Source organism: Enterococcus sp. PF1-24, assembly GCF_029893325.1.
Taxonomy (GTDB): Bacteria; Bacillota; Bacilli; order Lactobacillales; family Enterococcaceae; genus HY326.
Genome location: NZ_JARXWL010000024.1, coordinates 13,342 through 25,369, shown reverse-complemented (window position 1 = coordinate 25,369; position 12,028 = coordinate 13,342). Strand labels below are relative to the sequence as shown.

Sequence of the window (12,028 nt, the reverse complement as noted above, 5' to 3'; positions counted from 1 at the left end):
TCCTATTAAAAAAATCTAGCTATTTAATTAAGTTCGATTTCCGCTAATAACAACGCCACATATTTTTCTAAAAACTTTTGATCCAGTTGGTCATAACTAGCAACCAAACTGCTATCAATATCTAACACTCCGATTAATTGACCGTCTTTCACCATCGGAACAACGATTTCAGACATCGCCGCTGAATCACAAGCGATATAATTTTTATGTTGATGAACGTCAGCGACAATTAGCGTAGTGCGCTTTTCAGCTGACTCGCCACAAACCCCTTTTCCCAGCTTAATTCGAGTACAAGAAACATGGCCTTGAAATGGGCCTAAAACCAATTCATTTTCCTTCAATAAATAATAACCTGCAAAAACCGTATCAGGCAGTGTTTGATTTAAAAGAGCTGAAGAATTACCTAAAGAAGCAATTAAATCTTTTTCAATTTCTAACAAACCCTTTTGTTGCAATAATAAGAGTTCATAAGCTTCTTGCTTCTCTTTTTCATTTTTCCAAACCATAAAAACCATCCTTTTCATCACTGATTCACTTTGTTCAATCCTACAAAAAACAAAAGAAATTGCAATTATTTTTCTTCCCAATTAGGTTCAAAACGATAACCTCGTCCATGAACCGTTTTAATAAAACGCGGATGACGTGCATCTTTTTCAATCTTCTTTCGTAAATTCTTGATATGCGTATCAATCACCCGCACGGTACTGCCTGATTCGTTATTACTCACCAACTGCATTAACTCTTCTCTTTCATAAATCCGCATTTCATGCATCATCATTCTTTGCAGAATCAAATATTCGGAAGCCGTCAGTAGCACTTCATGACCTTCTACAAAAACTTGTTTTTGTTTTTCATCAATTACAATTATTTTTTGTGGCACTTGATTGCTTAGCTGCTCACCAAAAAAGCGACTTAATCCCTGCAAATTTGCTGCAAGCTCTTGCTCTGTCAGCTGATTAGACCAAACTAGATGAGCTCCCTTTTCTAATAACCGAATTCGCTCAGCGCTCTTCGTCTTGTCTGTCAAAACAATCCATAACACTTGCTTGGCTTCAAGTAACTCAGCCTTGTTTTTCTTTTTCAATATTCGTAAAAAAGCAAGTTCATCAATTAAAACAATCACTGTCTCTTGTAAAAACTGCTGTAGCAAGTCATTTTCTTCCTTAAAAACAGAATAGCCTTGTTTTTCAAATAATTTAACATAACTATCATTCATGAACAGCCCCAAAATTTTCATTTTTTATACTCCTTCTGGTTATTTTAGAGTCAAATTGCCGCTAAACTATGTTGCAATTCCATTAAATTGTTGCAATCTGATAAAAAAATCGTTATCTTCACACAAAAAACACAATTATCTAATACAATAATAAAGGTTAAAACAAAAATTGACAAGTGAGGCTTTTATGAAAAACATCAAACGTATTTCTGCCTTGGTACTGTTATCTGCTCTACTAGCTGGTCCAACAGTCGCAAGTGCTGAATCTATTGAAGATAAAATCAATGCCCAAACTGAAAAAATTGCAGCTCTGGAAACGCAAGGTAGTGAAGCAAAAACATTATTAGAGCAAATTCAAGCTGACGTTAAACAAATTGAATCAGATATTCAAACAGTTTTAGCTGAAAAAATGGCTGAAGAACTTAAATTAAGTGAATTAACGACTCAAATTGATAGCTTACAAGTAACCATTGAAAAGCGTGAAACACAAATTAATAATCAAGCAAGAGATGTGCAAACAGCTCAAAGCTCATCAAACTTTTTAGAACTTCTTTTTAATGCAGAATCTATTAACGATGTGATTTCTAAAACAATTGCTATGAATACTTTAATTAGTGCTAACCAATCTGTAATGGATGCGCAAGTTCAAGATAAAGCTGAATTAGAAACTTTACAAAAAGATGCTGAGATTCGTTTAGAACGCATCAATGAACAAACAGCTGAATTGCATCAAAAAGAATCAGATTTAGTAGCAGCTCGTTTAGATCAAGAAGTTAAAGTTAACGAATTAGCCGCTCAATTAGCTACTGAAGAAGACCAAAAACAAGCTTTCGAAAAAGAAAAAGAAGAAGCTGAACAACGTCGTAAAGAAGAACTTGCCGCTCACGCAGCTAGACAAGCTGAAATTGAAAAAGTTCAAACTGAGTTAGCTGGTAGTGCTACTACAAGATCAGTAGCTATGCCTAGTCCTGGCAATAGTGGTCAAGCTTCTGCAACGGGTTGGTCTTATCCCTTAGCTTCATTAACAGTAACCAGTCCTTTTGGTCCACGTCAAGATCCTTTTGGCGGTCCAAGCGTTGAATTCCATCAAGGTGTCGATTTCGCAGGATTTTCAGGAATGCCTGTTTTAGCTTCCCGCGGTGGTGAAGTAATCTGTGCTGAATATAACGGTAGTGCCGGAAATGTTGTTATTATTAAACATCCTGATGGCTACTACTCTTACTACATGCATTTAAGTAGCTTTAACGTTACTGCTGGTGAAACAGTTGCTGCTGGTCAACAAGTTGGCGGCATGGGTACAACAGGTAGTTCAACTGGTGTCCATCTTCACTTTGGCGTATCCACTGGTTTTTGGAGTGGTTATGTAAATCCACAACCGTTGTTAGGGATTTAACTCATTAGATTTTAAAATTTATGAACATCGAAGTTAGGAAAAATTCCGACTTCGATGTTTTTTTAGTTAAAAATTTCTACAAAAAAGCGTCTGAAGTAATTAGTCATTGAATTGACTTCTACTTCAGACGCTAATTATTTTATTTCCGCATAATCATTTGAATCGCTTGTTCAATTTTTTCGCTTTGTTCCTGCGGATTAGCAACAGGATCTTCTAAACAGTTTTTCAAATTTTCAGCAACGATCATGCCGATTAAGCGATCAATACTTGAACGTACAGCCGTTAGCTGAGTAATAACTTCCAGGCATTCCTTATCAGTTACCACCATTTTTTGAACACCACGTAACTGCCCTTCTGCCCGTTTCAATCGGTTTAAAACTTTTTTCTCATCCACTTGCATTTAAATAACCTCGCCTGACCAAGCCATCATGCCCCCAAGAACATTCACAACATCATAACCAGCTTCTGTTAAATAATTTCCTAACATATGAGAACGACTGCCAGAATGACAAATTAAATAATATTTTTGGTCTTTGTTTAATTCTGCTACAGCTTGAGGGAAACGGCTTAAAGGTATATTTTTAGCATTAGGAATTGCCCCTGTTTGAACTTCATCTACTTCGCGAATATCTAAAACCGTTAATTTCTCTTGTTGATTTTTAACACGAAAATCTTCACAACTAATTTCCTGATACATAAACTATTTCCTCCGGTCTGATTGTTTGATATAAAGCAAAAGCACCATCTAAATTTTGCACCTTAAAGCCAGCTTGTTTTAAGATACGCTCACCAACATAACTTCGTAAACCGCTATGACAACTTATAATGTAGGATTGGTCCTTATCTAATTCATTTAGACGTTCACGTAAATCATTTAAAGGGATATGCAAACTGTTTTTAAACTGTCCAGCTAATAGCTCTTCAGTTGTGCGAACATCTAATAATTTTTTACCTGTAGCTAAAGCAGCCTTTAATTGATGCCATTGAATGTTTTCCGACAAGCCTTCCATTAAATTCAAGGCTGCATAACCTAACATATTAACAGGATCTTTAGCTGAACCAAAAGGTGGTGCATAAGTAAATTCTAGCTCTGGTAAATCTGCCACCGTTAATTCTGCTTTAATTGCGGTTGCTAAAATGTCAATTCGTTTATCAACACCTTTAGCTCCGACACCTTGAGCGCCGTAAAGCTCCCCATTTTCTGGATTAAAAATTAATTTTAAGGTAATGTCTGTCGCTTCAGGATAATAACTGGCATGATCTTTCCCCGTTGTATGCACCACTTGGTAAGGTAATTTAGCCATTTGGACTTGCCGTTCAGTTAATCCCGTAGCAGCGGCTGTTAAATCAAATACTCTGACAATTGCGGTGCCTAAGCTGCCTTTATTTTTACGTTTTAAACCAGCGATAACATCAGCAACTTGCCGACCTTGACGATTCGCTGGTGAAGCTAAAGAAATCAAGGCATCTGACTGTGTGATTTGTTCCTTAACAACAATTGCATCTCCTACTGCGTAAATATCAGGCACATTCGTTTGATAAGTTTCATCTACTAAAATTCCTTCTCGCAAGCCTAATTTTATCCCAGCAGCTTTTGCTAGACTTGTTTCTGGTTGAATCCCTACAGCTAAAATCGTCAAATCAGAAGAAAGCACACTACCATCTTCTAAAATAATTCGTTTCCCATGATTTTCAAAAGCCACCGCAGATTGTCCGGTAATCACCTGCACCTGATTTTTTACTAATTCCCTTTGAATGAAAGCCGCCATTTCTTCATCTAACGGTGGTAAAACATGGGGTGATTTTTCAATTAAGGTAACCTTTAACCCGCGTTTTTTTAAGTTTTCCGCCATCTCTAAACCAATAAAGCCAGCACCAATGACTGTCGCTGTTTTAGTGTTTTCCATTTGTAAATTAGCCATAATTTTATCCAAATCAGGCACATTTCTTAAAGTAAATACATTATCAGCTTCTGCTAAACCAGCAATTTTAGGAATAAACGGCTTCGCACCTGGTGATAAAATCAAAACATCATAACTTTCCGTAAAAACTTCCCCTGCTTTTACAACTTCAACTTGTTTCAATTCTGGATTGATTTTAATCACTTCATGAAAAGGTCGTACATCTAAATTAAAACGAGCCTTTAATGATTCCGGCGTTTGCACTAACAGACTTTCTCTTGTAGCGATTTCCCCAGAAACATAATAAGGCAGACCACAATTAGCAAAAGAAACGAATGGTCCTTTTTCAAAAACAATAATTTCAGCGTCTTCCATTAAGCGTCGCAACCTAGTAGCGGCTGACATACCACCCGCCACGCCACCAATAATCACAATTTTCACATTAAGTTCCTCCGATAGTTTAATATTTATCTGTCAAATTGATAACTAATAACAAAATAATTATTTTTCATAAAGATTACTCTTTGCAGTATACCCCCATAGGTATACCCTTGTAAAGAAATCAGCTTACAAGTTTTTTAAACGAACAAAAGCACAGTTGAAATAAATCAACTGTGCTTTTGCTCAAAGTGTTTTTGTTAGGGGGTGGAGAAATTTATTTTAGTTCCCCTTGTAAAGATTACTCTTCACGCGAAGAATTAAAAGCGAATTCTTTCTTCTGTTTCTTTGTCAAAGAAATGACATTTGTTCATATCAAATGCTAAATCAACAGCTTCACCTGGTTGGTGGAAGTCACGAGCATCAACTTTTGAAATAAACTCATGGTCCCCAACTTTAGTATAAAGCATACTTTCAGCACCAAGTAATTCAGAAACGACTACTTGAGAGTGAACTTTAGATTCTGGATTTGTTTCTAAGAAGATTTGTTCTCCGTGAATATCTTCTGGACGAATACCAAAGATTGCTTCTTTGCCTTCATATCCTTTTTCACGTAAAACTTTATATTGACCTTCTGGAACGCGTAATTTAATTTGACCATCTTCTGCAATAACATAACCATCTTTCATTGTTACGTTGAAGAAGTTCATAGCAGGTGAACCGATGAAGCCAGCCACGAAAACGTTAGTTGGTTCATTGTAAACATCTTTTGGTGAACCAATTTGTTGAATGAAGCCATCTTTCATAATAACAATACGATCCGCCATAGTCATGGCTTCTGTTTGGTCATGGGTTACGTAAATTGTTGTTGTACCAATATTTTGGTGAATTTTAGCAATTTCAGCACGCATAGCAACCCGTAATTTTGCATCCAAGTTAGATAAAGGTTCATCCATCAAGAACACTTTGGCATCCCGCACAATCGCACGGCCTAAGGCAACCCGTTGTCGCTGACCACCAGAAAGAGCGGCTGGTTTACGTTTTAAGTATTCAGTTAAGCCTAAGCTTTCTGCGGCATTTTCAACCCGTTTTTTAATTTCTTCTTTATCATATTTTCTAAGTTTCAACCCAAATGCCATATTATCATATACAGTCATATGAGGATATAAAGCGTAATTCTGGAATACCATGGCGATATCACGATCTTTAGGTGCTACATCATTCATGACTTTGCCATCAATAACTAATTCACCTTCCGTAATATCTTCAAGACCCGCAATCATCCGTAATGTTGTTGATTTACCACAACCTGAAGGTCCTACAAAAACGATAAATTCTTTATCTTGGATATCCAAATTGAAATCTGTTACAGAGTAATTTGTAGCGTTATCATATTTTTTGTGAACGTGATTAAGTTGAATCCCTACCATAATTTAATTCATTCCTTTCTTTCTATGAATTGAGTATATGATAGAACGCTTTCATGAACAATGTAAAAGTGCACAAAGAAAAAAGTCTTCTCTTGGCACTTTAACTAAAAGCGCTTAAATCTCACCTTTTAATCAAAAAATAGCTAAGAAAAAAGCTGTCATCTCTGCAGATTACAGCTTTTACTCGTCTAATAAAATCAAATAGCACAACATTAAATCATCGGGATTCTTCAAATTAATCCCCGCCTGCTCTGCTAAACGGTCAATTCGATAGTTAATTGTATTACGATGAGTATACATTTCTTTCGATACAGAAGTGATATTACCAAAATGTTTCCACATCATCCGAACTAACTGGCGAAATGCCTCATCTTCATGTAAAATTTTCTCTTTAGTATATTCGATAATCCGGCTATCACCAATCTTATCTTTCGTAAAATAATGCAAAGCCACATCCGCAAAACGAAAAACTTGCTTGCCATGTAAAATTTCACTTTCTTGTTGAAAAATCTTACGCTCTTCATGAAATAAACGATTGATATTTTGAGTATCTTCGTAAAACTCACCAATAAAAGCATAGGTGGTAATTCCAAAGTCCATATCTAAAGTGGTAAAAATCCCTTCCAAATCCTCCATGTACAAGGCTTGGTCACTTAATTCTTCAATTAATAAATAATCAACATTAGATAAGAAAAAAGCATCGACTTTTTTAGGGAAAAAAGCTTTAAAACTTTCTTGCCAAATTTTTTGATAATCATTTTTTTCATCTAAAAGAGGCATTTTTAATTGAATCACGCGATAACTTCGCTTTTCATGAGGAATTCCTTGGTTACCAAACAACACTTTATACCAAAAATGATTGCCTAACTCTTTATTCGTAGAAACACTGTTAGGCGCCAAAGCTGCTATCAAACTCTTTTCTTTTTCACTCAGCCACTCATTAGGAATCCATAGATATTTTTCACCATAAGGAATGGATAAATATTTTTCATCGTAAGAAGGAAATTCTTTTTGTTCAGCATTTGGAAAAAAAGTCATTAAATCAGAAACTCTCAAAAAATCCCTCCTTCAAGTTCAACATATTCTTATCTATAATAGTAAATCAAATAAAAGAGAACTACAAGTATTGCCGAAAAGAAATTAAGTTTAAAAAAATAAAATTTTGACGATAAGGAAAAAAGATCTAAATAAAAATCACCATTCACGACCAGAAATCAACCATTTAGGAAATTCACAAGTTTTTTTGGGGCGAACTGTTATACTTTTTTCATAGAAAGAAGGCGATAAAATGAAAAAAGATATTTCAAAAAAACAGCTCTTAATTTTTATGTTAATTTCCTTTGGTGTTCCTTATTTAATAGGGATTTTGCTAGCAGTTGCTTATTACAACGCTTACCCTACACACTTATTTGCAGCAATCCAAATGTACTATCCTGCATTCGGAGTAATGCTAACAATTCTCCTTACTAGAAAAGGAGATAAACTGATTCCAAAACGCTTTTTTATTGGTTTTATTTTGTTTACAGCCATATTAACTTTAATGACAATTGCTTCAATTATTTGGCCACAACTTCCTTGGCTAAACATTATATTGACCTATACTACTCCTATTGGAAATATTATACTGTTCATCCTATTTCTTACAGAAAAGAAAGAACGACGTAACGCATACGGTTTGAGCAACAAAAATATCCGCAAGTCACTTTTTGTTGGCTTACTATTTGTAGGAGTGTTACTGCTAAGAACTATTTTAGGTTATTTATTGATGGGGAAAACCGAAGAAATGATTAATTATTTTACTTCTTTAACTTTCTTTTCAAATTTAGCAGCGGTTCTTTTTTCTTACTGCATTGGTTTTGCTGCCTATTTTGGTGAAGAGTATGGTTGGCGTTATTATCTACAACCCATCGTTCAAAATAAATTTGGCAAACTTAAAGGGATTTTTGTTTTAGGTGTTCTATGGGGACTTTGGCATTTACCACTGAACTTTTTCTATTATGCAACTCCTGCTGATGGATTAAAAAGTCTGACTCAGCAAATAGTAACTTGTATCGTTTTAGGTATTTTCTTTGCTTATGCTTATATGAAAACTGATAATATTTGGACTGTGACTTTTTTACATTTTGCTAACAATAATTTACCATTAATTTTTGCTAGTGGAATGTTGTCTCTTGAAGATGGTATTGCTACAGGACAAAGTTTAACTTGGGCGACTGTTTTAGCGGTTTGCATTCAGCAATTTCTATTCTTTATCTGGCCCATTTTCAGTAAACACTTCAAGAAAAAAACAGCCTTCCTACCGACAATTAACGAACGCGCTGATCAAAAAAATTAATATGACATAATTTTAAAGCACTAAACTTTTTTAGTTTAGTGCTTTTCATTTGCCAGAAAATTCCAACAATCATTTAAAATTTATGATATAATGCTTAGAAAATAAAAAATTAATTTGTTGTTAGGAAAAGTGTAGGTGGAAAAATGTTTTTATTAGGATCAATAGTTAACGGTCTCGCGATTGTTGTTGGCAGTTTAGCTGGGGCTGTTTTGCGGAATATTTCTGAACAAACCAAAGATACTGTGACAAAAGGCATCGCTTTAGGTGTCGTTGCGTTAGCCTTGCAGATGGCCATTCAGGCAGATTCTTTCATTTTGATTATTATCAGTTTGTGTCTTGGTGCCATGATTGGTGAATGGTTAAAAATTGAAGATCGAATGAATCAGTTAGGTTTATATTTAGAAAAACGCTTTGCTAAATCGGGAAATAATTTTGCTGAAGGCTTTGTGACAGCTACGCTGATTTTTTTAATTGGTTCGATGGGGATTATTGGTGCCATTGAAAGTGGCGTTGCCGGTAATCATCAAACTCTTTATACAAAAGCTGTGATGGATGGCTTTATGTCGATTATGCTAACAGCCTCTTTAGGTGTTGGGGTATTGTTTTCTGCGGTTCCGGTTTTTCTCTATCAAGGAGCGATTGCTTTATTTGCCCACTTCTTCGTGCAATATATTCCTAAAGAATTATTAGATCTTTTAATGTCAGAAATCAGTGCTATTGGTGGAATTTTAATCTTAGCAATTGGTTTAAATGTTATGAAATTAACTAAAATTCGCGTTTCTAATTTCTTGCCTGCCATCATTATTTTAGGAATTTTTGTCAGTATTCAATATTACTTTTTTTAAACAGAAAAAGACGATAACTACTAATTTTAGTTATCGTCTTATTTTTTATGCTACATAAACCAAGCGGTAAGAAACGGTTCGGCTAAATGGGAAAATTTGTAAATCATGTAATTGATCTGATTGTAAATAAGCAACTGCTCCTTGATAAAGTGGCAAAACAGCAGTATCTTCGAGAATTAATTGTTTTTCCAACTCTTTCATTCTTTCCCAACGTGCTGTTGGTTCTTGCGCTAAAGTTACTTTAACATCGGCAAGACCTTGGTCATAGCTTTCGCTAACGTAACCAGCGGTATTTAAGCCCCCTTTGGAATCATAAAATTCTAAAAAGTTAATCGGGTCAGCATAATCTGGCGTCCAAGTACCAAACACTAAATCAAATTCCCCCTTTGTTTGAAAATCTAAACGATTTTGTAAAGGCACTGATTTTACTTTAATGGTTAAACCTGGTAAATTTTCTTGCAGCTGGCCTTGAACATATTCAACCGTCTTTTTAGCTGCTGCTGTATCTGCCGACAATAACTCTAAGGTGATTTCTTTTTGCCCTAGTTCTTCTTTGGCTTCTTCCCAAACCACTTGAGCAGCTTCCACATCATAAGGTAAAAGCTCGCCATTTTCTATACGGAAATCTTCACCAGTATCAGGATTTTTAGCAAAGTTTTCAGGAACAAAACCATTTAAGGCTTTAGAACCATCCCCGAGAATTTTTTCTGCAAAGCCTTCTTTATCAATTGCTTGCATAATCGCTTGGCGAACTTTTACATTGCCAGTAACTTCTCGTCTTTGATTAGGGCTAAGATAACCAACCATCGCCTTTGATACATAGTGAGAATACTCTGAATCTTGATATTGTTGGGCATAAGTATCAGTTAAAGTTGTAAAATCCAACTCACCTGTATCGAACATGTTAGCACCTGTCGCTGTTTCTTTGACAACTTGAACAGCAATTTCTTCTAACTGAACATTTTCAGCATCCCAATAATCAGGATTTTTAACTAACGTCCAATTTAAATTCGTTCCATCCCAACCTTCAATTAAAAAGGGACCGTTGCCAACAAAATTATCTGCACTAGTACCATATGCACTTCCTTGCTCTTCAGCAAAAGCTTTATTTTTTGGCATAAATGGCGTACCCACTAATACTTGATTCAAGTAAGGAATCGGGCTCTCTAAAGCAATTTCTAAAGTTTTATCATCTAAAGCTTTGACGCCTAAATCTTCGGGTTTAGCTTCTTCTTGGCGAATTTTACTTCCATTTTTGATAACATCCATTTGGTTGATACTACTGGAGCCATTAACTGGATTCGCTACATATTTAAAAGCATATTCAAAATCTTCCGCTTTTACAGGATCGCCATTACTCCATTGGGCATCGCGAATTTCAAAAGTGTAAACTAATCCATCTTCACTAACTTTCGGTTCAGTCGCAGCCATTGCTAACTCAGGATTGCCCTCTTTATCCGTCCGATACAGTCCTTCAGTTACCTGACCAATCATATCAGAGCTATTAACATCAGTATATTGACCACTATCTAAGGTTGAAAGTTCACCAGCTGTTGATACTGCAATTTTTTGAACTAAAGGATTATTCCCGTTGCTACCTTCATTAGCGGTGTCACTGTCAGTGGTTTGCCCTCCACTACTACAAGCCGATAACAACAGCGCAGATACTGCTAGTAAACTAAAAATTTTTTTCTTCATTCCTTACTCCTTTCTCGCATTAAAGAATTCAGCTAAATTATAAGCTGTTAACCACATAATTAAAAAGATCCATTTCCTGTTGTAACGCATCATAAGCAAAATCAGGATGCCACTGTACTCCTAATAAATTCTGTCGCTGATTTTCAATGCCTTCAATAATATCATCAGAACTCCACGCTGTTTTTTGAAAATCAGAACTTAACTGATCAATTGCTTGGTGATGAAAAGAATTAACTTTTGCCACATTTCCATAAATTTTTGCTAAAAGACTACTTTCTTTAAGCATAATATCATGAGTAGGCACTTCTTTAGGTGTTGGTGATTGCATATGTTGAATCGAACTTTTATAACTAATATCTTGCAACAAAGTGCCGCCAAATGCAACATTTAACAACTGCATGCCACGACAAACTGCAAAAATTGGTTTATTTTGCAATAAAGCCTCGTCAATTAATGCTAACTCAAATTCATCTCTTACTACTGATCCTTCACCAGCTAAATCACTAGTTGCTTGACCATAAAATTTAGGCGAAATATCCTGTCCGCCAGTTAAAATTAATTTATCAATTTGTGAAATATAGTCTTTTGCTTCAACTTTTTCACCAATTGGTAAAACAAATGCTAAGCCACCAGCTTTTTGAACTGCCTTAACGTAGCCATTAGGCACATAACTAACAGGTAAATGATATAGTGTTTCTCCTGAATCTTGAATTTCATTTCCAGCTATCCCGATTATTTTTTTCTTCATTTAAAGCCCCCAAACCTTATCAATTAAAATAAATAAAGCTAACAATCTCTCATTTTTTACTAATTATACTCAGGAAACTTTTTT

Annotated in this window: 12 protein-coding genes; 3 read left to right on the top strand and 9 right to left on the bottom strand. The window is 35.3% G+C overall.

Annotation, left to right across the window (positions count from 1 at the left end):
• Positions 1–23 precede the first annotated feature (23 nt).
• Together M2139_RS10685 and M2139_RS10680 are read right to left on the bottom strand one after the other, a co-directional pair.
• Positions 24–506 carry a GAF domain-containing protein gene (locus M2139_RS10685; protein WP_280738842.1) on the bottom strand — a complete coding sequence of 161 codons (483 nt, stop codon included), beginning with the start codon at positions 504–506 and terminating at the stop codon, positions 24–26.
• Between the two features lie 65 nt (positions 507–571).
• Positions 572–1,237 (bottom strand): response regulator transcription factor, encoded by a 666-nt coding sequence (locus M2139_RS10680; RefSeq protein WP_280738843.1) that lies wholly within the window; start codon positions 1,235–1,237, stop codon positions 572–574.
• Between the two features lie 166 nt (positions 1,238–1,403).
• Between M2139_RS10680 and M2139_RS10675 the strand changes: the two genes are divergently transcribed.
• Positions 1,404–2,609: a peptidoglycan DD-metalloendopeptidase family protein gene (locus tag M2139_RS10675; RefSeq protein ID WP_280738844.1), complete on the top strand. Its 1,206-nt coding sequence runs from the start codon at positions 1,404–1,406 to the stop codon at positions 2,607–2,609.
• Between the two features lie 139 nt (positions 2,610–2,748).
• Here M2139_RS10675 and M2139_RS10670 read toward each other — a convergent pair whose 3' ends face one another.
• The 5 genes from M2139_RS10670 to M2139_RS10650 form a co-directional block, all read right to left on the bottom strand.
• Positions 2,749–3,009: a metal-sensitive transcriptional regulator gene (locus M2139_RS10670; RefSeq protein WP_280738845.1), complete on the bottom strand. Its 261-nt coding sequence runs from the start codon at positions 3,007–3,009 to the stop codon at positions 2,749–2,751.
• Positions 3,010–3,306: a rhodanese-like domain-containing protein gene (locus tag M2139_RS10665; RefSeq protein ID WP_280738846.1), complete on the bottom strand. Its 297-nt coding sequence runs from the start codon at positions 3,304–3,306 to the stop codon at positions 3,010–3,012.
• On the bottom strand, positions 3,290–4,951 hold the full coding sequence (locus tag M2139_RS10660; RefSeq protein ID WP_280738847.1) for an FAD-dependent oxidoreductase: 1,662 nt from the start codon (positions 4,949–4,951) through the stop codon (positions 3,290–3,292). Before M2139_RS10660 ends, M2139_RS10665 begins: the two co-directional genes overlap by 17 nt.
• A gap of 257 nt (positions 4,952–5,208) precedes the next feature.
• Complete coding sequence (gene ugpC / locus M2139_RS10655) at positions 5,209–6,318, bottom strand: sn-glycerol-3-phosphate ABC transporter ATP-binding protein UgpC (RefSeq protein WP_280738848.1); 1,110 nt, start codon at positions 6,316–6,318, stop codon at positions 5,209–5,211.
• Positions 6,319–6,498: 180 nt separating this feature from the next.
• Positions 6,499–7,374 carry a helix-turn-helix domain-containing protein gene (locus tag M2139_RS10650; RefSeq protein WP_280738849.1) on the bottom strand — a complete coding sequence of 292 codons (876 nt, stop codon included), beginning with the start codon at positions 7,372–7,374 and terminating at the stop codon, positions 6,499–6,501.
• Positions 7,375–7,606: 232 nt separating this feature from the next.
• On the opposite strand from M2139_RS10650, the gene M2139_RS10645 reads away from it, so the two are divergent.
• Together M2139_RS10645 and M2139_RS10640 are read left to right on the top strand one after the other, a co-directional pair.
• The gene (locus M2139_RS10645; RefSeq protein WP_280738850.1) at positions 7,607–8,653 is read left to right on the top strand and encodes a type II CAAX endopeptidase family protein; all 1,047 of its coding nucleotides are present in this window, start codon (positions 7,607–7,609) and stop codon (positions 8,651–8,653) included.
• Positions 8,654–8,796: 143 nt separating this feature from the next.
• Positions 8,797–9,498: a DUF554 domain-containing protein gene (locus M2139_RS10640; protein ID WP_280738851.1), complete on the top strand. Its 702-nt coding sequence runs from the start codon at positions 8,797–8,799 to the stop codon at positions 9,496–9,498.
• A 45-nt stretch (positions 9,499–9,543) separates the two neighbouring features.
• Here M2139_RS10640 and M2139_RS10635 read toward each other — a convergent pair whose 3' ends face one another.
• Both M2139_RS10635 and M2139_RS10630 read right to left on the bottom strand, forming a co-directional pair.
• Positions 9,544–11,196 carry a peptide ABC transporter substrate-binding protein gene (locus M2139_RS10635; protein ID WP_280738852.1) on the bottom strand — a complete coding sequence of 551 codons (1,653 nt, stop codon included), beginning with the start codon at positions 11,194–11,196 and terminating at the stop codon, positions 9,544–9,546.
• Positions 11,197–11,233: 37 nt separating this feature from the next.
• On the bottom strand, positions 11,234–11,944 hold the full coding sequence (locus tag M2139_RS10630) for a gamma-glutamyl-gamma-aminobutyrate hydrolase family protein (protein ID WP_280738853.1): 711 nt from the start codon (positions 11,942–11,944) through the stop codon (positions 11,234–11,236).
• Positions 11,945–12,028: the final 84 nt, after the last annotated feature.